General features: G+C 68.0%; 20 protein-coding genes and 2 pseudogenes. 6 read left to right on the top strand and 16 right to left on the bottom strand.

Going from position 1 to position 20,197, the window contains the following annotated elements; all coding sequences use genetic code 11:
• Positions 1 to 58 precede the first annotated feature (58 nt).
• From DSD19_RS04100 to dusB, 6 genes and pseudogenes are all read right to left on the bottom strand, one after another.
• Positions 59 to 1,477 (bottom strand): sigma-54 dependent transcriptional regulator, encoded by a 1,419-nt coding sequence (locus DSD19_RS04100; RefSeq protein ID WP_113668613.1) that lies wholly within the window; start codon positions 1,475 to 1,477, stop codon positions 59 to 61.
• Positions 1,478 to 1,480: 3 nt separating this feature from the next.
• Positions 1,481 to 2,239, bottom strand: a pseudogene (locus DSD19_RS22700) (PAS domain-containing sensor histidine kinase); the annotation flags it as partial.
• Positions 2,240 to 2,323: 84 nt separating this feature from the next.
• Positions 2,324 to 3,649: pseudogene (locus tag DSD19_RS22695) on the bottom strand (HAMP domain-containing protein); the annotation flags it as partial.
• Between the two features lie 224 nt (positions 3,650 to 3,873).
• Entirely contained in the window at positions 3,874 to 5,250 is a 1,377-nt protein-coding gene (locus DSD19_RS04090) for a response regulator (protein WP_113668612.1), read from the bottom strand.
• Entirely contained in the window at positions 5,250 to 6,329 is a 1,080-nt protein-coding gene (locus DSD19_RS04085; protein WP_075785808.1) for a nitrogen regulation protein NR(II), read from the bottom strand. Before DSD19_RS04085 ends, DSD19_RS04090 begins: the two co-directional genes overlap by 1 nt.
• A complete protein-coding gene (dusB, locus tag DSD19_RS04080) occupies positions 6,326 to 7,303 on the bottom strand; it encodes a tRNA dihydrouridine synthase DusB (RefSeq protein WP_371412529.1) in 978 nt (325 codons plus the stop codon). The genes DSD19_RS04085 and dusB overlap by 4 nt, the downstream gene beginning before the upstream one ends.
• A 195-nt stretch (positions 7,304 to 7,498) precedes the next feature.
• On the opposite strand from dusB, the gene DSD19_RS04075 reads away from it, so the two are divergent.
• From DSD19_RS04075 to DSD19_RS04065, 3 genes are read left to right on the top strand one after another with little or no spacing between them, the layout of a single operon-like run.
• Positions 7,499 to 8,644 (top strand): bifunctional 2-C-methyl-D-erythritol 4-phosphate cytidylyltransferase/2-C-methyl-D-erythritol 2,4-cyclodiphosphate synthase, encoded by a 1,146-nt coding sequence (locus tag DSD19_RS04075; protein ID WP_113668610.1) that lies wholly within the window; start codon positions 7,499 to 7,501, stop codon positions 8,642 to 8,644.
• Positions 8,641 to 9,135, top strand: coding sequence for a phosphatidylglycerophosphatase A (locus DSD19_RS04070; protein WP_113668609.1), 495 nt, complete (start codon positions 8,641 to 8,643; stop codon positions 9,133 to 9,135). The genes DSD19_RS04075 and DSD19_RS04070 overlap by 4 nt, the downstream gene beginning before the upstream one ends.
• Entirely contained in the window at positions 9,132 to 9,617 is a 486-nt protein-coding gene (locus tag DSD19_RS04065; protein WP_113668608.1) for a CinA family protein, read from the top strand. The genes DSD19_RS04070 and DSD19_RS04065 overlap by 4 nt, the downstream gene beginning before the upstream one ends.
• Positions 9,618 to 9,621: 4 nt before the next feature.
• On the opposite strand, the gene DSD19_RS04060 is transcribed toward DSD19_RS04065, so the two are convergent.
• On the bottom strand, positions 9,622 to 10,077 hold the full coding sequence (locus DSD19_RS04060; protein WP_075785803.1) for a type II toxin-antitoxin system RatA family toxin: 456 nt from the start codon (positions 10,075 to 10,077) through the stop codon (positions 9,622 to 9,624).
• Positions 10,078 to 10,146: 69 nt separating this feature from the next.
• Here DSD19_RS04060 and hpt point away from each other — a divergent pair, with 69 nt between their 5' ends.
• A complete protein-coding gene (hpt, locus tag DSD19_RS04055) occupies positions 10,147 to 10,686 on the top strand; it encodes a hypoxanthine phosphoribosyltransferase (protein ID WP_075785802.1) in 540 nt (179 codons plus the stop codon).
• A gap of 6 nt (positions 10,687 to 10,692) precedes the next feature.
• Here the strand turns inward: hpt and DSD19_RS04050 are convergent, their stop codons facing one another.
• The gene (locus tag DSD19_RS04050; RefSeq protein ID WP_075785801.1) at positions 10,693 to 11,124 is read right to left on the bottom strand and encodes a SufE family protein; all 432 of its coding nucleotides are present in this window, start codon (positions 11,122 to 11,124) and stop codon (positions 10,693 to 10,695) included.
• Positions 11,125 to 11,255: 131 nt separating this feature from the next.
• Between DSD19_RS04050 and DSD19_RS04045 the strand changes: the two genes are divergently transcribed.
• Together DSD19_RS04045 and DSD19_RS04040 are read left to right on the top strand one after the other, a co-directional pair.
• Positions 11,256 to 11,729 (top strand): hypothetical protein, encoded by a 474-nt coding sequence (locus DSD19_RS04045; protein ID WP_075785800.1) that lies wholly within the window; start codon positions 11,256 to 11,258, stop codon positions 11,727 to 11,729.
• Between the two features lie 111 nt (positions 11,730 to 11,840).
• Complete coding sequence (locus DSD19_RS04040) at positions 11,841 to 12,140, top strand: hypothetical protein (RefSeq protein WP_113668607.1); 300 nt, start codon at positions 11,841 to 11,843, stop codon at positions 12,138 to 12,140.
• Positions 12,141 to 12,171: 31 nt separating this feature from the next.
• On the opposite strand, the gene rnd is transcribed toward DSD19_RS04040, so the two are convergent.
• The 8 genes from rnd to DSD19_RS21620 form a co-directional block, all read right to left on the bottom strand.
• On the bottom strand, positions 12,172 to 13,335 hold the full coding sequence (rnd, locus tag DSD19_RS04035; protein ID WP_075785798.1) for a ribonuclease D: 1,164 nt from the start codon (positions 13,333 to 13,335) through the stop codon (positions 12,172 to 12,174).
• Positions 13,336 to 13,470: 135 nt separating this feature from the next.
• Positions 13,471 to 14,070 carry a phosphoribosylglycinamide formyltransferase gene (gene purN / locus DSD19_RS04030; RefSeq protein ID WP_113668606.1) on the bottom strand — a complete coding sequence of 200 codons (600 nt, stop codon included), beginning with the start codon at positions 14,068 to 14,070 and terminating at the stop codon, positions 13,471 to 13,473.
• Entirely contained in the window at positions 14,067 to 15,113 is a 1,047-nt protein-coding gene (purM, locus tag DSD19_RS04025; protein ID WP_113668605.1) for a phosphoribosylformylglycinamidine cyclo-ligase, read from the bottom strand. Before purM ends, purN begins: the two co-directional genes overlap by 4 nt.
• Positions 15,114 to 15,269: 156 nt before the next feature.
• Positions 15,270 to 15,878 carry a superoxide dismutase gene (locus tag DSD19_RS04020; RefSeq protein ID WP_113668604.1) on the bottom strand — a complete coding sequence of 203 codons (609 nt, stop codon included), beginning with the start codon at positions 15,876 to 15,878 and terminating at the stop codon, positions 15,270 to 15,272.
• Between the two features lie 69 nt (positions 15,879 to 15,947).
• Positions 15,948 to 16,547 (bottom strand): sarcosine oxidase subunit gamma, encoded by a 600-nt coding sequence (locus tag DSD19_RS04015; RefSeq protein WP_075785794.1) that lies wholly within the window; start codon positions 16,545 to 16,547, stop codon positions 15,948 to 15,950.
• Complete coding sequence (locus DSD19_RS04010) at positions 16,540 to 19,548, bottom strand: sarcosine oxidase subunit alpha family protein (RefSeq protein WP_113668603.1); 3,009 nt, start codon at positions 19,546 to 19,548, stop codon at positions 16,540 to 16,542. The genes DSD19_RS04015 and DSD19_RS04010 overlap by 8 nt, the downstream gene beginning before the upstream one ends.
• Positions 19,545 to 19,874: a sarcosine oxidase subunit delta gene (locus tag DSD19_RS04005; RefSeq protein WP_113668602.1), complete on the bottom strand. Its 330-nt coding sequence runs from the start codon at positions 19,872 to 19,874 to the stop codon at positions 19,545 to 19,547. The genes DSD19_RS04010 and DSD19_RS04005 overlap by 4 nt, the downstream gene beginning before the upstream one ends.
• Positions 19,875 to 19,934: 60 nt before the next feature.
• The gene (locus DSD19_RS21620; protein ID WP_165828033.1) at positions 19,935 to 20,108 is read right to left on the bottom strand and encodes a hypothetical protein; all 174 of its coding nucleotides are present in this window, start codon (positions 20,106 to 20,108) and stop codon (positions 19,935 to 19,937) included.
• Positions 20,109 to 20,197: the final 89 nt, after the last annotated feature.

The raw sequence follows: 20,197 nt of genomic DNA, 5'->3' as shown, positions 1-20,197 counted from the left end.
GCGCCCCGTATCCGTCAGGCAAATCTGGCTCAATCCATCGCAGAAGCGGCCCGGAGGGTCAATCGGCGGCGGAGGGCTCCTCTTCCTCCTCCAGATGCGCGATCCGGCCGCCCGCCCGTGCCGTCGTCACCACGCCCAGCGACTTGAGCTTGCGGTGCAGCGCCGAGCGTTCCATGCCGACGAAATTGGCGGTCCGCGAGATGTTGCCGCCAAAGCGGTTGATCTGGGTCAGCAGGTATTCGCGTTCGAACAGCTCGCGCGCCTCGCGCAGCGGCAGCGTCGCCAGCGCGCCCGCCAGCACGATCCGCCCCTCCTCGGCCGGCCCCTCGGCCTGCATCGGCAGCTCGGCCGCAAGGATCGGGTCCGTGCCCTCGCCGAGGATCAGCACCCGTTCGATCACGTTCTTCAGCTGGCGCACGTTGCCGGGCCAGGACATGGTCTGCAACAGCGCCTCGGCCTCGTCCGCCAGCGCGCGCAGCGGCAGACCCTGCAACCGGTTGAAGGTGGCGATGAAATGGCGCGCCAGTTCGGGGATGTCCTCGCGGCGTTCGTCCAGCGAGGGCACGTCGATCGGCACCACGTTCAGCCGGTGATAAAGCTCCTCGCGGAAGGTGCCGCCCTGGATCCCGGCGGTCAGATCGCGCGTGGTCGAGGAAATCACCCTTATGTCGACCCGCACCTTGTCGGTGCCGCCCGCGCGCTGGAACTGCTGGTCGACCAGCACCCGCAGGATCTTCGACTGGGTGCCCAGCGGCATGTCGGCCACCTCGTCGAAATAAAGGATACCGCCATGGGCCTGTTCCAGCAGACCCTTTTCGACCCCGCGCGCAGCGCTTTCGCGCCCGAACAGGACCTCTTCCATCCGCTCGGGCTCGATCGAGGCGGAATTGACCACGACAAACGGCCCCGAGGCGCGGCCGGAATTGGCATGGATATAGCGCGCCGCGACTTCCTTGCCGCAGCCGGACGGCCCCTTCAGCATCACCCGCCCGTTCGACCGGGTGACCTTGTCCAGCTGCGATTTCAAGGCCTTGAAGGCCGGACTTTCGCCGATCATCTCGGCCTGGACCACGTCCTTGCGGCGCAGCTCCTGGTTTTCGCGCCTCAGCCGCGACGCTTCCATCGCCCTGCGAATGACGACCAGCAACTGGTCGATATTGAACGGTTTTTCGATGAAGTCATAGGCGCCCTGCTTGATCGCCGCGACCGCGATCTCGATATTGCCATGGCCCGAGATGATGACGATCGGAATGTCGGGATTGTCGCGCTTGACCTTCGACAGGATGTCGATCCCGTCCATGGTGCTGTCCTTCAGCCAGATATCGAGGATCATCAGCGCCGGAGCGGCAGCGTTGATCTCGGCCATGCAGGCATCGGAATTGGCGGCCAGCCGCGTCGTGTAGCCCTCGTCCTGCAGAATGTCCGAGATAAGCTCGCGAATGTCGCGCTCGTCGTCGACGATGAGGATGTCACCCATGTCCTACTCCCCGGTTGCCGCTGTTTCTGGTGTCGTGTCGCGGGTGGCGGCCCGTGCCGGGCCGTCCGCCATGCCCTCTGCCGGATCGACCGGCAGTGTGATTTGGGCCAGAGCGCCGCAATGGGCGCCCTCGGCGAAAGGCTCGGCGTCGCGCAGGTCGAGCCGCCCGCCATGTTCCTCGATGATCTTCTTGACGATGGGCAGGCCCAGCCCGGTGCCGTGATCGCGCGTGGTCACATAGGGCTCGAAAAGCCGCGCCCGGTCCTGCGGCAGGCCGACGCCATTGTCGGCAATCCGGATCGTCGCGCTGCCCTCGTCGACGTCAAGCCGCACCCGGATCTCGGGGGCATAGCCTTCGGGCTCGCCCTTTGTCCGAAGACTGTCAATGGCTTCGCCCGCGTTCTTCATGATGTTCGTCAGCGCCTGAGAAATCATGGTCGCGTCCAGTTCCGCCGGAACCGGCGTCCGGGGGATCTCGGCCGTGAAGGCCACGCCGGGCTGGCCTGCCTCCTGCAACAGCACCGCGTCGCGCAGAAGGGCCGCCAGATCGACCGGCTTGCGGTCGGGCTCGGGCATCCGGGCGAATTTGGAAAACTCGTCAACGATGCGCCGCAAGTCATTGGTTTGCCGCACGATCACGTCGGTCATCTGGTCCAGCGCCTCGGCCTGATCGCCGACCGCAGCGCGGAACTTGCGCTTGATCCGCTCGGCCGACAGCTGGATCGGCGTCAGCGGGTTCTTGATCTCATGCGCGATCCGGCGCGCGACGTCGCCCCAGGCTGCCATCCGCTGCGCCGTCACCAGATCGGTCACGTCGTCGAAGGCCACCACAAAGCCCTCGGCCCCGCCATCGGAGCGCTTGCGCATGGCCATCCTGACCAAAAGATGTTCCATGTTGCCGCCGCGCAGCAGCCGGATCTCTTCCTGGGCGGTGCCCCGGCGGCTGGCTTTCAGCTTTTCCAGAAGCTCGGCGAATTCGGGAACCGCGACACACAGCTCCTGCCCCTCGGCCTCGGCCGCGTCGAGCCGCAGAAGCAGCAGCGCAGAGCGGTTTATCACCTCGACCCGCCCCTCGGCATCCAGCCCCATCACCCCCGCCGTGACCGAGGACAGCACGGAATCGAACAGCCGCCGCCGCTTTTCGATCTGGCGGGTATTGTCGAGAAGCGCGTCGCGTTGCAGCTTAAGCTGCCGGATCATCTGGTTGAACATCCGCCCCAGCATCGCGATCTCGTCATCGCCGGTCTCTTCGGGTACCCGCACGTCGAGATCGCCCGCCCCCACCTGCTGCGCCGCACCCGCAAGCCGTCCCACGGGCCGCGACAGCCGTTCGGCAAACCAGAGGCCCAGCCAGACCGCAGCAAGGATCAGGATGACCGCGAAGCCCAGATAGAGCAGCCCGAATTCGAACAGCACCCGCCCGCGTTCCTGTTCGAGCTGCTGATACAGCCGGACCGATTGCTGGGTGTCGTCCAGCAGGTTCAGGATGTCGCCATCGACCGTGCGCGAGATGTAGAGATAACGGTCGAGATAGCCGTCGAGCTTTTGCAGCGCGCGGAACTCGTTGTTGTCCCAGTCCTGAATGACCACCGTCTCGCCCGCTCCGGCGCGAGCGATCGCGTCGGGGCCGGGACGTTCGTAGTTGAACAGGTAGGACCGCTCGCCCCGCGCCCGGATCTCGGCCGAGCCGTCGATCACATAGGCTTCCTTCAGCCCGCGCTGCACCCGGGCCTGGGCCTGGGTCAGAAGCTGGCGCATGTCGCCGTCCGACAGGAACACGGTCGCCTGCCGCGCCACCGCCAGATAGCCCGCAAGCGTATGCGCATCGGCCACCAGGTCGCGGCGGTGTTCGTCCTCATAGGCCTCGGCCGCGGCCAGCGAGGCCCCGACCACGTTGCGCACCCGTTCCGAGAACCAGCCCTCAAGCCCGATATTGATGGTGAGCCCGGCAAAGATCGCGACCGACACCGTGGGGATCAGCGCGATCAGCGCGAACACCCCGGTCAGCCTCAGATGCAGCCGCGAACCCGCCGAATGACGCCGCCGCGCCGCCACCATCCGCGCGATGCGCTGCACCACCAGCGATGCGACGACCAGCGCATAGACAAGATCGACCAGCAGGACGATCCTCAGACCGTGCGACGAGGCGCCCTGATCCAGAGGCCCCAGCATCAGGAAAGTGAAGATCGCCAGAAGCGGGCCAAGGACCACGACGCTCAGCGTGGCGGCATTGGTCGCCTGACGCGATCTGCGCAGGCGCAAGAACCGTTCCAGGGCCAGCAGGCCCTTGGCATGTGTCACCGCTCGCCTCGCGTCGCTGCACCGCCCGAAGACGGTCCTGACCTCATGGCTGGGCCGCCGGTGTTATGTCCGGTCGGCCACGCCTTGTTGCCAATTTACATCAACTTCCGGCGCCGTGTCACGCGAATATCGAGATCGGTGATCTTCTTTCGCAAGGTATTGCGGTTGATCCCCAGAAGATCGGCACATTTGGCCTGATTGCCGCCGGTCGCATCCAGCGCGATCTCGATCAGCGGCATCTCGACCTCGCGCAGGATGCGGGCATAAAGCCCGGGCGGCGGCAACACGCCGCCATGCAGGTCGAAATAGCGCCTCAGATGCTTGGCGACCGAGGCCGACAGCTTTTCGCCATCCCCGCCCCCGACCAGCGGCTCGATCTCGGGCTGGTTGCCCAGAACCGCCTCGACCTCGGCGCGGGCGATGACCTCTTCCGAGCTTGTCACCACCAGACGGCGGATGGTGTGTTCCAGCTGCCGCACGTTGCCGGGCCAGCTATAGGCGCGGATCAGGTCCATCGCATCCTCGGCCAGACGCCGGGTCGCGGTGCCGTCGCGGTCGGTCCGGCCCAGAAAATGCTCGGCCAGCAGCGGAATATCGTCGACCCGCTCGCGCAGCGAGGGCACCGCCACGGTGACGCCGCCAAGCCGGTAGAACAGGTCCTGCCGGAACAGCCCCGCCTCCATCCGGCCCATCAGATCGGTCTGGCTGGTGGCCATGATGCGCGGCGCGCTGTCGCCGAAGCTGTCCAGCATCCGCACGATCCGACCCTGCGCCTCTTCGGTCAGGTCGGCCACCTCGTCGAACAGGATCGAGCCGCCGCGCGCCCGCGCGACCAGAGCCGAGGGACCGTCGACGCCCTCCATGTCGGCGGCGGTCGCGATCACGAAGGGCAGCGAGCGGCGGTCGGAAAAGTCGTGGATCGCACGGGCGATCAGCGATTTGCCGGTGCCGGATTCGCCGGTGATCAGCACCGGCAGATCGGCATTCATCACCCGCGCCACCAGCCGGTACAGCGCCTGCATCTGCGGCGTGCGGCCGACCAGCGGCAGGTCGTCCTGGGTATCGCCCCCGGTCGGCGGCGCCATCTCGCGCGGACGGCCGACCCGACGCTTGGCCTCCAGCGCGCGGGCCGCCCGCTTCATCAGGTCGGGCAGGTCGAAGGGCTTGGGCAGGTAATCATAGGCCTCGGCCTCGGCCGCCTGGATCGCGGTCATGATGGTGTTCTGGGCCGAAATCACGATCACCGGCAGGCCGGGCCGCTCCTGCCCGATCTTCGGCAGCATCTCGAGCCCGTTGCCATCGGGCATGATCACGTCCGAGATCACCAGATCGCCCTTTCCCTCGCCGACCCAGCGCATCAGCGTGGTCAGGGACGAGGTGGCATGCACCTTGCAGCCCGCCCGGGTCAGGGCCTGGGTCAAAACGGTGCGGATCGTGCGGTCGTCATCGGCGACAAGTACGGTTCCGTCCATCAGCTCTCATCCTCTTCGGGTTTCGGGGCGACCGGCAGCGAGACGCGGAACACGGTGCGCCCGGGCACCGAGTCGACCGCGATCCAGCCGCCATGATCGCCGATGATCTTCGAGACCAGCGCAAGCCCCAGCCCGGTGCCGTTCTCGCGGCCAGAAACGAAGGGCTCGAAGATGTCGGCGGCGATCTCGGGGGGCAGGCCCGGCCCGTCATCGGTGATTTCCACCTGCAGCGGCACGGGCACGCCGGACCCGTCGGGGTGGCGCAGCCTCAGCGACAGGTCATAGAAGCTGCGCAGCCGGATCGTGCCGCCGCGCGGACCGGCCGCCTGGGCGGCATTGGTGATGAGGTTGGTGAAGACCTGCATCAGCTGGTCGGGATCGGCCCAGGTCGGCGGCAGCGAGGGGTCGTATTCCTCGACGATCTTCATGTTGGCCGCGAACCCCACCGCCGCCGAGCGCCGGACCCGGTCCAGCACGTCATGGATATTGACCGCCTTGCAGGCCGGAGGGCGCAGATTGCCGAACTGCTCGACCTGATCGAGCAGCTTCACGATCCGGCGGCTTTCCTCGACGATGAGGTCGGTCATTTCCAGATCGCCATTCGTCAGGTTCATCGACAGAAGCTGCGCCGCCCCGGTGATGCCCGCGAGCGGGTTCTTGATTTCATGGGCCAGCATTTCGGCCATGCCGATCGCCGACTTGGCCGCCGACTTCACCGAATGCGCCCGCCCGAGCCGCCCGGCGATCTCGCGCGGACTGACCAGCAGCAGCAGGTGTTCCTCGCCGTCGTTCATCGGCGCCACCTGCACGTTGCACAGCACCGGCGGCTTGTTGCCCGCGCTGACATCGACATCGTTGATGAACAGCGGCGCGCGATTGGCGCGGACCCGGGCAAAGGCCTCGTCAAGCGGCGCATCGACCGCCAGCCGGTCGAAGACCGGCACGCCGCTGAGCGTCTTGATCGTGGCGTTGACGAACAGCTCCGAGGCCGGGTTGATCGCGGCGATCCTGTCGCCCGCATCCAGCAGGAAGGCCGGGATCGGCAGCGCGGTCCAGATCGCGTCCTGATCGAGCGTCATGCCGCGGCCCTCCCTTCGGTCGCCAGCGCCTCGGGCAGAAGCGACAGCACCGCCGCCCCGGCCGGCGCCGTCAGCACCCGGCGGCGCAGGGGCGCGGGCGTGCCGACGCGGTCCATGTACCAGCCCAGATGCTTGCGCGCGACGCGCCCGCCCAGATCCGCGCCGTAAAATCCCAGCATGTCCTCGTAATGGCGCGCGACCATGTCGGTCAGCGCGGCGCCCTCGGGCACCTTGGGCGCCGGGCGCCCCGCGATCCAGGCGCCGATCTCGGCCAGCAGCCAGGGCCGCCCCTGCGCGCCGCGCCCGACCATCACCCCGTCGGCACCCGACTGATCGAGCGCCGCGGCCGCGGTCTCGCCGCAGACGATGTCGCCATTGGCCACCACCGGCACGGTGACCGCCTCCTTGACCTCGCGGATCGCGCGCCAGTCGGCCCGGCCCTTGTAGAACTGACAGCGGGTGCGGCCATGGATGGTGATCATCCGCACCCCCGCCGCCTCGGCCCGGCGCGCCAGCGCGGGCGCGTTGCGCAGATCGTCATCCCAGCCCAGCCGGGTCTTCAGCGTGACCGGCACGGACACCGCCGCCACCACCGCCTCGATCAGCCGCAACGCCCGGTCGGGATCGCGCATCAGTGCCGAGCCCGACAGCCCGCCGACCACCTTCTTGGCCGGACAGCCCATGTTGATGTCGATGATCCTGGCCCCCTGCTCTTCCACCATCCGCGCCGCCCGCGCCATCCACTCCGCATCCCGTCCGGCCAGCTGGACCGCCGTCGCCTCTTCGCCAAAGCCCAGCGCCGCCCGTTCGCGCACCCCCGGCTTGGCCTGCACCATTTCCTGGCTTGCGACCATCTCGGACACCACCAAGCCTGCGCCGAAGGACGCAACCAGCCGTCGAAACGGCAAGTCCGTGATTCCCGCCATCGGAGCAAGGAGAACCGGAGGATCCAGCGCGATATCTGCCACGCGAATGGCCAATTGATTAATCCTTGTGCAGCCGGAACTGATCTAGCCCCCCCGCCCGGCAATGGCAATCACCCTGACACTCTTTGTCTGCCCGGAAACGATCTTTGCACAACAATTGGGCAGACCTGCCCGCCAGTTTGCCCCATTGCCCCGCAGCAACGCCCCGCCTAAAACCTCGACGGGCAGCAGGGGGGGCGACACATGACTGTCACGGCGATCATCGTGGCCGCGGGCCGCGGCACCCGGGTGGGGGGCGACAAGCCCAAGCAATATCAGGATCTTGCCGGGCGTGCCGTTCTGGCCCGCACGATCGAGGCCTTTGCCGGCCACCCCCGGATCGGCGCCATCGTGGCGGTGCTGCACCCCGAGGACGGCGCGCTGTTCGAGCTTGCCCTTGCCGACAGCGCCGCCGAGGTCGCGACCGTGCCGGGCGGCGCCAGCCGCGACGCCTCGGTGATGGCGGGCCTCAAAGCCGCGCCCGAGGGCACGACGCGCGTGCTGATCCATGACGGCGCCCGGCCGATGGTCTCTGCCGCGCTGATCGACCGGGTGATCGACGCGCTGGACGATGCCCCCGGCGCCGCCCCCGCCCTGCCGGTGACCGATGCGCTGTGGCGCGGCCGGGACGGCAAGGTCGCGGCCCCGCATCCGCGCGAGGGGCTTTACCGCGCGCAGACGCCGCAAGGGTTTCACCTGCGCGCCATCCTCGCCGCCCATCAGGCCCATCCGGGCGGGGCGGCCGACGATGTCGAGGTGGCGCTGGCGGCAGGCCTTGACGTGGCCATCGTCGAGGGCGACGAAGACAATCTCAAGATCACCCACAAGGTGGATTTCGCCCGCGCCGAGCGGGTCCTGCGGGAGAGAAACATGGACATTCGCACCGGAAACGGGTTCGACGTGCACGCCTTCTGCGAGGGCGACGGGGTGATCCTCTGCGGCATCAAGGTGCCGCATGACAAGGCGCTGAAAGGCCATTCCGACGCCGATGTCGGGATGCACACCGTCACCGACGCCATCTATGGCGCGCTGGCCGAAGGCGATATCGGCCAGCATTTCCCGCCCTCCGATCCGCAATGGAAGGGCGCGGCCAGCGAGATCTTCCTGAAACACGCGGTCGCGCTGGCGGCCGAGCGCGGTTTCCGCATCGCCAATGTCGATCTGACGCTGATCTGCGAGCGACCCAAGATCGGCCCCGTCGCGGGCGCGATGCGCACCGAGATGGCGCGTCTGATGGGGATGGACGAGGCCCGCGTCAGCGTCAAGGCGACGACCTCGGAGCGGCTGGGCTTCACCGGGCGCGAGGAAGGGATCGCGGCGCTGGCCACCGTGACGCTGGTGGCGCCATGAGCCTCGCCATCAACATCGCCACCGTCTTCGGGGTCGGCCGCCTGCGCCCCGCCCCGGGCACCTGGGGCTCGCTGGTGGCGATGCCCGCCTTCTGGGCGCTCGACGTGACCGGCGGGGTCGTCCTGACCGCCCTGGCCACGCTTGCAGTGATCCCGCTCGGCATCTGGGCGGTGCGCGAGGCGGCGGCGGGCGCCCCCGACCCGGACCGCTCGGAATATGTGATCGACGAGGTCGCGGGGATGTGGATCGCGCTGCTGCCGGTCTCGATCGGGGCGGCCGCGGCCGGGGTCGATGCGACCGCGCTGTATCCGGGCTGGATCGCGGCCTTTCTGGGCTTCCGGCTGTTCGACATCTGGAAACCCGGCCCCATCGGCCGCGCCGACCGGATGAAGACGCCGATCGGGGTCATGCTCGACGACGTGCTGGCGGGCGTCGCCACGGCGGTGCTGGTGCTTGCGCTGGCCGCACTCTCGCATATCTTCCTGATGTGACCGAAACAGCCGACCCCCTCGTCTCCGGGGCCCGTGCCGCGGGCCTCGTGATCGCCACCGCCGAAAGCTGCACCGGCGGGATGATCTCGGCTGCCATCACCGACATTCCGGGCTCGTCCGCCGTCTTCGACCGGGGCTTCGTGACCTATTCGAACGCCGCCAAGCAGGCCATGCTGGGGGTTCTGGCCGAAACGCTGGACGCCCATGGCGCGGTCTCGGAAGAGGTCGCGGCCGAAATGGCCGCCGGAGCGCTGGCCCGGTCAGAGGCCGATCTGGCCGTTGCCGTCACCGGCATCGCGGGCCCCGGCGGGTCCGAGTTCAAGCCCGAAGGCCGGGTCTGTTTCGGGCTCGCCCGGCGCGGCGCGGAAACCCGCACCGAGACCGTCGAATTCGGCGCGCTCGGGCGCGACCGGGTGCGGGCCGCGACCCGCGATCATGCCCTGGCGCTTTTGCTGGGGGCGCTCGGCGCGCCGCGAACCTAGGCTCTCAGGGCCGCGCGCCGTAAAGCGCCCGCGCCCGATCCTCGAAGGCGCGCACGATCCGCAGCATCGCCTCGTTGAAGACCGCGCCGATCACGCCCTGCAGCACCCGGTTCCTGAATTCGAAATCGACGAAGAACTCGACCTTGCAGCGGCCCTCGGCCACGTCCTCGAACTGCCAGTGCGATTTCAGATAGCGAAACGGGCCGTCGAGATATTCGGTATCGATCCGCATGCGCCCGGGCCAAAGCGTCACCCGGCTGCCGAAGCGTTCGCGGAACACCTTGAACGAGATCACCAGATCGGCCTCCATCAGTTCGCGGTCGCCGTAATCGGTGCGCGAGCGGATTCGGGCCGCCGCGGTCCAGGGCAGGAATTGCGGATAGGACCCGACATCGGCCACCAGATCGTACATCTGCTGGGCGGTGTATGGCATCTCGCGGTTTTCCGAATGGCGCGGCATGGGTTCCGGTTCGCTGCTGACAATGGGACGCCATGTCTGCTAGAAACCCGGCAAAATCAAGGGGGACCCATGGCCGAGAGACCATATGTCATAGACGAGTTGCTGTCGGCCAAGACCATCGCGGCCCGCGTCGAATCGCTGGCCGGAGAGATCACCGCGCATTTCGCCGATACCGAAAAGCTGGTCGTCGTCGGCCTGTTGCGGGGCTCGTTCATCTTCATCGCCGATCTGGTGCGCGAGCTGAACCTGCCGGTCGAGGTCGATTTCATCGAGACCTCGTCCTACGGAAATTCCACGACCTCGTCGCGCGAGGTGCGGATCCTGAAGGACCTGCGCGGCCAGATCGAGGGCCGCGACGTGCTGGTGGTCGAGGATATCGTCGATACCGGCCACACGCTGAAACACGTGCTGCACCTTCTGGGCGGACGCAAGCCCGCGCGGCTGGAATGCTGCGCGCTGCTCGACAAGCCGTCGCGGCGCGAGGTCGACGTGCGCGCGCGCTGGGTCGGCTTCGAGATCCCCGACCGCTTCGTGGTGGGCTTCGGCATCGACTATGCCCAGCGCAACCGCAACCTGCCCTATATCGGCGCGGTGCGGTTCACCGGCTGAGCCCCGTCAGACCCCTTCGGCGACGCCCGCGGCCTGGGTGCGGATACGCTCGACCATGGCCCGCAGCCCGTTCGAGCGTTGCGAGGACAGGTGCTCGTCGAGGCCCAGCCGCGCCAGCTGGGCGCCTGCGTCGGTCTCAAGCACCTGAACCACGGTCAGCCCGTCGTAAAGCGCCCGCAGCACCGCGATCAGCCCCTTGACGATCATCGCGTCGCTGTCGCCCTTGAAGTGATAGATCGCCTCGGGCCCGGCGCCCTCGACATCGGCCATCAGCCAGACCTGGCTGGCGCAGCCGTCGACCTTGGTCGCCGGGACCTTGAACGCCTCGGACAGCGGCTCCATCGCCTTGCCCATCTCGATCACATGGCGATAGCGGTCCTCCCAGTCCTCCAGGAACTCGAAAGTGTCCACGATCTCCTCGAAGGCCTCACTTGCCACGTCGTTTCTCCTTGCCTGACCGGTCCTGACTAGCCCCGGCCCGGCCAAAGGTCCAGCTTCGGGGCCGGACCGGCTTTTCAACGGCGCCGGTTTCGGCTAACCGATTGGACGAAGCAACCGGGGGCCTGCCCATGAAATCATCGCTTTCGGCCGTGCTCTGCGCGGCGCTCGCCCTCTCCGCCTGCGGGACCGTGCGCGAGTCGCGGATCAACCCGTTCAACTGGTTCCGCAGCTCGACCGAGGCCGAGACCACCGAAACGCAGGTCCGGACGGCCAAGGACGAGGACCCGCGCGCGCTGGTCGATCAGGTGGTCGAGATGAGCGTCGACCGCGCGCCGGGCGGCGCCATCGTGACCGCGACCGGTCTGCCGGTCCGTCAGGGGTTCTGGAATGCCGAACTGGTGCGGGCCGAAACCGATGCCGACGCCCCGACCGACACGCTGGTCTACGACTTCCGCATCGCAAGCCCCGGCACCGCGACTCCGGTCGGCACCGAACCGTCGCGACTGGTTACCGCCGCGCTGTTCCTGTCGGATCAGGATCTCGAAGGCATCCGCACCATTATGGTGCGCGGCGCCCAGAACCAGCGCCAGGCCCGCCGCTAAGGCGACAGACCGCGACACCGGGGCCTCAGGCATGATTGCAACGCGGTCCCGCGCGGTGACGCGGGGCTCCGCAAAGAAACCGACCAGACAGTCACGGTGACGGAGAAAACCATGAAGATCGGGCTCGTTTCACTCGTCCTCTGCGGCACGACCGTTCTTGCGGCCTGCCAGCCCAACGACACGACCCTGACGACCGCAGCCGGCATGTCGGCCGGGTCGCAGGCGCGGCTCATCGAAACCGAAACGCCCCCCGAATACATCCCTTGCAGCGAGCTGGAACGGAAGCTCGCCGTCAGCGATGCGAAGGTGAGGGCGTTCAGCTCCCGCAACACGTCGAGCGAGGCGATCTATTGGCGCGACCGGAACAAGCGCCTCATCGCCCGCGCCTACGAATGCCAGCGGCCCAGGTGAGCCCCGCGGACGGGGCCGTCCCGCTCTTGGGCTAGAGCGGGACCACCACCACGTTGCTGCCCTTGGCGGCCAGAGCGATCTTGCCCGCGCAAAGTTGCAGCGCGTCATCGCCGAAGACCTCGGCCCGCCAGCCGCGCAGCGCCGGGCCGTCGCGCCGCCCGGCGGCGATGGCGTCAAGCTCGGAGGCGGTCGCGATCAGCTTCTGCGCCACCCCGGCCTCTTCAGACTTGGCCTTCAGCAGCACCCGCAGAAGATCGGCCAGCGCCGGGTTCACCTGCAGCTTGTCGTCGGCGTCGGGCATTGTCGGATAGTCGGCCTGGGGCGTCTCGGCGGCCGCGGCGATGGCCGCGATGATGCCTTCGGCAATCTCGCCCCGCCGCGCCTCGCGCAGCAACAGCCGCGAGCGCGACAGATCCTCGAAGCTTTGCGGCTTGGTCGAGGCCAGCTCCAGCAGCGCGTCGTCCTTGTAGACCCGGTTGCGCGGGATGTTGCGGGCCTGGGCATAGGTTTCGCGGAACCGCGCCAGTTCCTTGACCGCAACGAGGAACTTGCCCGAATGGGTGCGGGTCTTGACCCGGCGCCAGGCCTCCTCGGGGTGGACGATATAGGTCGCGGGGTCGGTCAGGACGCTCAGCTCTTCCTGCAACCACTTGGCCCGGCCGGTCTTTTCCAGCTCGGCCGCGAGATATTCGTAGATCACCCGCAGATGGGTGACATCGGCCAGCGCATAGGATTTCTGCGCGTCCGACAGCGGCCGGCGCGACCAGTCGGTAAAGCGCGAGGTCTTGTCGAGATTCGCCCGGGCGATCTTGCGGACCAGGGTCTCGTAGCCCACCTGCTCGCCGAAGCCGCAGACCATGGCCGCGACCTGGGTGTCGAAAAGGGGTTCGGGGAAGACCTTGCCTTCGGTGAAGAAGATCTCCAGATCCTGCCGGGCGGCGTGGAACACCTTGACCACGGAGGGATTGCGGAAAAGCCCGTAAAGCGGCTCGAGCGAGAGATCGCCCGCCAGCGGGTCGACCAGCACGGCCGCGCCCTCGGTGCCGTCGCGCGCGGGCAGCGCCAGCTGCACCAGGCAGAGCTTGGCGTAATAGGTGCGCTCGCGCAGGAATTCGGTGTCGATGGTGATATAGGGGGCGCTCGCGGCCTCCTCGCAGAAGGCGGCCAGCGCCTCGGTCGTGGTCAGTGTCTTCATCTCAGCCCGCATTAAACCGATAGCACCTCGCAAGAACCCCGACCCGTTCGTGATAGTGAAACCGCCGGAGAATGGAAAGGCCGCATCGCCTTGACTGTCCGCCTCCGCAGCATTGCCCGCGTGTCCCGGTCGGGGTCAGGACAGCAGAACCGGCGTCCGGTCGCCCGCCGCAAAGCGGCGCAGGACCGCCGGATACAGCGCGTGTTCCTGCACCAGCACCCGCGCGGCCAGCGTGTCGGCGGTGTCGCCCGCCAGCACCGGCACCCGCGCCTGGCCGAGGATCGGCCCGCCATCGAGCTCGGCCGTCACCTCGTGGACGGTACAGCCCGCCTCGGCATCGCCCGCCTCGAGCGCGCGCGCATGGGTGTGAAGCCCGCGATAGTTGGGCAGCAGCGAGGGGTGGATGTTCAGCATCCGTCCGGCCCAGGCCTCGGTAAAGCCCGGGGTCAGCACCCGCATGAACCCGGCAAGGCACAGGATGTCGGGACGCGCCTCGGCCAGCCGGTCCATCAAGGCCGCCTCGAAGGCCGCGCGGTCCTTGCCGAAGGGGCGATGATCGACCGCCGCGACCGGAATGCCCAGCGCCCGCGCCCGGTCGAGCCCCTCGGCGCCCGGATCGTTCGACAGCACCAGAACGGGGCGCGCCGGATGATCGCCGGTCATGCTTTCGGCAAGCGCCACCATGTTCGACCCCGATCCCGAGATCAGGATCGCAACGCGCTTGGGGTCGGTCACAGCAGGCGTCCCTCGTAGGCGACCCCCTGCCCCGGCCCGACCCGGCCGATCCGGGCCACGGTCTCGCCCGCCTCGGCCAGAAGCGCCGTCAGCGCCTCGGCCCGGTCCTCGGCCACGACCAGCACCATGCCGATCCCGGCATTGAAGGTCTTCAGCAGTTCGGCCTCGGCCAGCCCGGCGGTCTCGGCCAGCCAGCGGAACACCGGCGGCAGATCCCAGGCCCCCAGATCGACCGTCGCGCCCAGGCCCTCGGGCAGCACGCGCGGCAGGTTCTCGGTCAGCCCGCCGCCGGTGATATGGGCAAGCCCGTGCACGCCGCCCGCCCGGATCGCGGCCAGCGCCGGTTTGACGTACAGCCGGGTCGGCGCCAGCAGCGCCGCCCCCAGCGGACCGTCGGCGAAGGGCGCGGGCGCGTCCCAGCCCAGCCCCGCGACCTCGACCACCTTGCGGACCAGCGAATAGCCGTTCGAATGCACCCCGTCCGAGGCCAGCCCCAGAAGCACGTCGCCCTCGGCCACATTGGCGGGCAAATCGTGGCCGCGTTCCATCGCGCCGACGGCAAAGCCCGCCAGATCGAAATCGCCGCCATGATACATGCCCGGCATCTCGGCGGTCTCGCCCCCGATCAGCGCACAGCCAGACCGCAGACAGCCCTCGGCGATGCCCTCGATCACCCGCGCGGCCTCGTCGATCTCAAGCTTGCCGGTCGCGAAATAGTCCAGGAAGAACAGCGGCTCGGCGCCCTGGCAGACCAGATCGTTGACGCACATGGCGACAAGGTCGATCCCCACGCCGTCAAGGTGGCCGGTGTCGATGGCGATCCGAAGCTTGGTGCCCACCCCGTCGGTCGCGGCGACCAGAACCGGGTCGAGATAGCCCGCGGCCTTCAGATCGAACAGCGCGCCGAACCCGCCCAGCCCCGCAACGGTCCCGGCCCGCCCGGTCCGCTTGGCGGCCGGCTTGATCCGCTCGACGAGCGCATTGCCTGCGTCGATATCCACGCCCGCCTCGGCATAGGTCAGGCCGTTCTTCCGCTCGCTCATGGGGCTCTCCCGTCTGGTTGGCTGCGCTTTAGCGCAACGCCCGCACGAAGGAAAGCCGGAGCCGCGGCCGCGCGGAAAGAGAAACCCCGCCACGGCACGGGGGCCGGGCGGGGTCCGATGAGGTCAGGCGATCCGGGGTGCCGGATCGTGGCGGCGTCAGGCCTGCGACAGGCGCTGCGCCACGTTTTCCCAGTTGACCAGCTTGTCGAGGAAGTTGGTCAGATAGGCCGGGCGCTTGTTGCGGAAGTCGATGTAGTAGGAATGCTCCCACACGTCGCAGCCCAGAAGCGCGGTCTGGCCGAAGCACAGCGGGTTCACGCCGTTTTCGGTCTTGGTGACCTTCAGCGTGCCGTCGGTATCGACCACCAGCCAGGCCCAGCCGGACCCGAACTGACCGGCCCCGGCGGCGGCGAAGTCTTCCTTGAATTTCTCGACCGAGCCGAAGGCGTCCTTGACGCGCGATTCAAGCTCGGAGGGCATGGCCACCGGCTTCGGCGACATCATTTCCCAGAACTGGGTGTGGTTCCAGTGCTGCGAGGCGTTGTTGAAGATGCCCGACTGGGCCACCGCACCGTTTTGATAGGTGCCCTTGACGATCTCTTCGACCGATTTCGAGGCCCATTCGGTGCCCTCGATCAGCTTGTTGCCGTTGTCGACATAGGCCTTGTGGTGAATGTCGTGGTGATATTCCAGCGTCTCCTTGGACATGCCGCTATCGGCCAGAGCATCATGGGCATAGGGAAGAGCGGGAAGTTCGAAAGCCATCAAAAGACCTCCTTTTTCGTTAACGAACTGCGTCACTTTGGCCTAGATGGAGAGCGCAAAGCCAGATCGTCAACCCCCTCTGCCGAAATAGTCCGCAGAGGGCGCCGCCGTCGCAGCGGCAAGCAGGTCCCGGACATATACGGCCACCGAGCGGAAACAGATCACTCCGAAACGGTCGTTGCTTTCGCACCAGATGGCAGCGGGCACCTGCGCCAGGCGGGTCCGCCGGAAACTGCCGGGCCGGAACGCCGCTGGCGCCATGTCAGCGGGCGTCAGCCGGGCCAGAACCTCGCGCCCGCCCGTGCCGTAAAGCCGGAAGACCGCGCGCGCGTCCGACATGTCGGCAACCGTGGCATGCCGGGCCCTCAGCGCGCGGCCAAGGGTTCCCATCGTGCGCGACACCTCGGCATAGGGCACGAACAGCAGCAATTCGTCCGGCGCCATCCAGGCCAGCCCCCGGTCGCCCTCGATGGTGCCCTCAAGCGGCCCCGGCAGGTCGATGCCGGTCACCCCGGTCGCGGCATTGCGGATCTTCGCGTCCGCCAGATCGCCCTTGAGCGCGATCATGCCCTGCAGAGGCCCTTCCTCGATCCGGGCCAGCCCGTCGCCGCGGAAGCCGCCCAGGGCCGAAACGGGCGCCGAAACCGATGCGGTCACTGGTTCAGACATTCTGTTTCTCCCCTTCCGGGTCGTAGAAGACCGGGCTGACGATCCGGGCGTCGCGCGTGCTGCCATCGGCGCAGGTGAAGGCGATCACCTCGCCCATCCGGTCGGGTCCGTGCAGGACCAGCCCCATGGCGATGCCCCGCTTCAGCGTCGGCGAGTGGTAGGTCGAGGTCACGCGGCCCTGCGTGTTGCGCTGGCCATTGGCATTGCGCCCCGGCGCCGCGGCATAGACCCCGTCGGGCAGGACCGACCCGTCGAGCGTTTCCAGCCCGACAAGCTTCCAGCGGGTCGGGTCGGTCATGTGGCTGCGCGCTTGCGCACGCTTGCCGATGAAGTCATCCTTCTTCTTCGACACCGCCCAGTCGAGCCCCAGATCCTGCGGGATCACCGTGCCGTCGCTTTCGTCGCCGATCATGATGAAGCCCTTCTCGGCCCGCAGCACATGTAGCGCCTCGGTGCCATAGGGCGCGATGCCCAGATCGGCCCCCGCCTCCAGACAGGCATCCCAGAGGGCCCGCCCCTGCCCGGCCCGCACCGCGATCTCGAAGCTCAGCTCGCCCGAGAAGGAAATCCGGTAGACCCGCACCGGGAAACCGCCAAGCTCGCCCTCGGTCCAGGCCATGAAGGGCAGCGCCTCCTTCGCCAGATCCATCCCGCCGAGACGATCCAGCACCTCGCGCGCCTTCGGACCCGCGACGGCAATCTGGGCGAATTGTTCGGTCTGGTTCACCACATGGACCTTGAGATCCCACCATTCGGTCTGCAGCCATTCCTCCATGTGCTGATGCACATGCTCGGCCCCGCCAGAGGTGGTGTGGCACAGGAAGCTGTCCTCGGACAGCCGCACCACCACGCCGTCATCCATCAGGAAGCCGTTTTCCGAACACATCAGGCCATAGCGGCAGCGGCCGACCTTCAGGGTCGACATCATGTTCGTGTAAACCCTGTCGAGGAAGACGCCCGCATCGGGCCCCTTGACGAGGATCTTGCCCAGCGTCGAGGCATCCAGCAGCCCCACCGCCTCGCGCACCGCCAGAACCTCGCGCCGGATCGCGGCGCCGTGGCTTTCGCCCTTGCGGGGGTAGCAATAGGGGCGGCGCCAGTGGCCGACAGGTTCGAAATGGGCGCCTTTCTCCTCATGCCAGTCCTGCATCGGCGTGCGCCGCAACGGCTGGAACGTCTCGCCGATGCCCGGGCCCGCGATGGCGCCGAAAGTGAGAGGCGTGTAGGGCGGCCGGAAGGTCGTGGTGCCGACCGCCGGGATCTCGGTGCCCAGGGCGTCGGCCAGGATCGCCAGACCGTTGACGTTGGACAGCTTGCCCTGATCCGTCGCCATCCCCAGCGTGGTGTAGCGCTTGGTATGTTCGACGCTTTCATAGCCCTCGCGGGCGGCCAGCTGGACGTCCGAGACCTTCACGTCGTTCTGGTAGTCGAGGAACATCTTCATCCGCAGTTCGGGCCCCGCCCGACGCGGCAGGATCCAGGCGGGCTCGACCGGTTTCTGCTCGGGCGCCGAGGCCACCGCGTCGACCGGTTCGGCGTCAAACCCCGCGGCCAGCGCGGCGGCCGCCCCGGCGCGGCCCGCATCGAGCTGACAGCGCTTGGCCAGCAGCGCGCCGTTGGCGGCACCCGCGGCATGGACGAAGGTTTTCCCGTCATGGGATTTCGGCGCGCGGTCGGCATCGGGGCGGAAGCTGGACTGCTTGGCGTCCCAGAACAGCTTGCCCCCCGCATGGGACCACAGATGGACGGCGGGCGACCAGCCGCCCGACATCGCCACCGCGTCGCAGGCGATGCGGTCGGTCGGATAGCCCTTGCCATCGACCGGGCCGATCCCGACCGAGCGGACGCGCTTGCCGCCCGCGACATCGACCACGGTCATGCCGGTCCGGACCTCGATCCCGGCCTTGCGCGCGATCTTGGGCAGCGGCCCCTCGGCGCTGGCGCGGGTGTCGAGGATCGCAGGCACCCGAAGCCCCGCCTCCAGCAGGCACAGCGCGGTACGATAGGCGTCGTCGTTGTTGGTCAGCACGACCGTGCAGCGGCCGGGCGCGACCGCCCAGTTCTCGACGTAGTCGCGCACCGCCGAGGCCAGCATCACGCCCGGCACGTCATTGCCCGGGAAGGCCAGCGGCCGTTCCAGCGCCCCCGCCGCGACGATCACCTGCCGGGTGCGGATCTTCCACAGCCGGTGGCGCGGGCCGCCCGCGTCCGGCGCGTGGTCGGTCAGCCGCTCATGGGCCAGCGCAAAGCCGTGATCGTAGACACCGACGCCCTGACAGCGCAGCCGGAGCGTCACGTTCTCCATGCCCGACAGCGTCTCGACCGTCCGCGCGACCCAGGCCTCGGCCGGGTGCCCCTCGATCTCGACCCCGTCGACGGGCGCGCGACCGCCCCAATGGGCGGTCTGCTCGACGACCATGACCCGCGCGCCCGCCCGGCCCGCGACCAGCGCCGCCTGCAGACCCGCGACCCCGCCGCCGACGATCAGCACATCGATATGGACATGGAAATGTTCATAGCTGTCGGGATCTTGCTCGGACGGCGCCCGGCCAAGACCGGCCGATTGCCGGATCAGCGGTTCGTAGATGTGTTCCCAGAACGCCGCGGGCTTGAGGAAGGTCTTGTAGTAGAACCCCGCGGGCAGAAAGCGCGCCAGCTTGCTGTTGATCGCGCCGATATCGAAGGCAAGCGAGGGAAAGCGGTTCTGGCTTTCCGCCACCAGCCCGTCGAACAGCTCGGTCGTGGTGGTGCGCTGGTTCGGCTCGAACCGGCCCCGGGAGCCAAGCCCCACAAGGGCATTCGGCTCTTCGGCGCCCGAGGCGACGATGCCGCGCGGGCGGTGATACTTGAAGGACCGGCCGACCAGCATCCGGTCGTTGGCCAGCAGCGCCGAGGCCAGCGTGTCGCCCGCGAACCCGTCGCAGTCGGCCCCGTCGAAGGTAAAGCCCAGACGCGCGCCGCGATCGATCAGGCGGCCGCCCGAAGACAGACGAAAGCTCATGCCCGGCCCTCCCAGGCAAAGCCCGGCACCCGGGCGGCAATCTTGTCGAGAAGCTCGCGCGGCGGCTCGGAGGCCTGGGCGGGATAGGTGCCGTAGACTTCCAGCGTCACCGTGTTGCGCGCGGCATGGAACCACTTGCCGCAGCCATGGGCATGGCGCCAGCGTTCGAAATGCACGCCCTTGGGGTTCTTGCGATGGAAGAGATAGGCTTCGAACGCCTCGGCGTCCGCGCCCGGGCCGACGCGCGCGATATGCGCCTCGCCGCCCGGTGCAAGTTCGGTTTCCTCTGCGGCGGCGCCGCAGCAGGGACAAGTCAGGACAAGCATCGCGCCCCCTCGGTCCGGTTCAGTGACTGGCGGACAGGGGCGCGGTGACGGGCCCCCGGTTTATTCGTCGGGAAGCGGGAAGACCTGGGCCTGTTGCGGGCCGGTTCCGGCATAGTAGACATGGGCACCGACGACGCCGAGGAAGAGCGGGAAAAGCACCCCTCCCACCAGACCGATCCACTTGGCAGCGGATGCGGGCACCAGTTCGTCGTAGCTCGAGTTATTCTCAGACATGCGCGGCTCTCCGAATTGCTTTTGGCGCAACTTATGCAAACCGCGGGATGGGTCAAGACGACCAAAGGACCAGAACGCCCGTCTGCGAC

It is taken from the genome of Rhodovulum sp. BSW8, from assembly GCF_003314725.1.
Lineage (GTDB): Bacteria > Pseudomonadota > Alphaproteobacteria > Rhodobacterales > Rhodobacteraceae > Rhodovulum > Rhodovulum visakhapatnamense.
The sequence above is the reverse complement of the archived record's forward strand: the minus strand, read 5'-3'. Positions and strand labels throughout refer to the sequence as shown.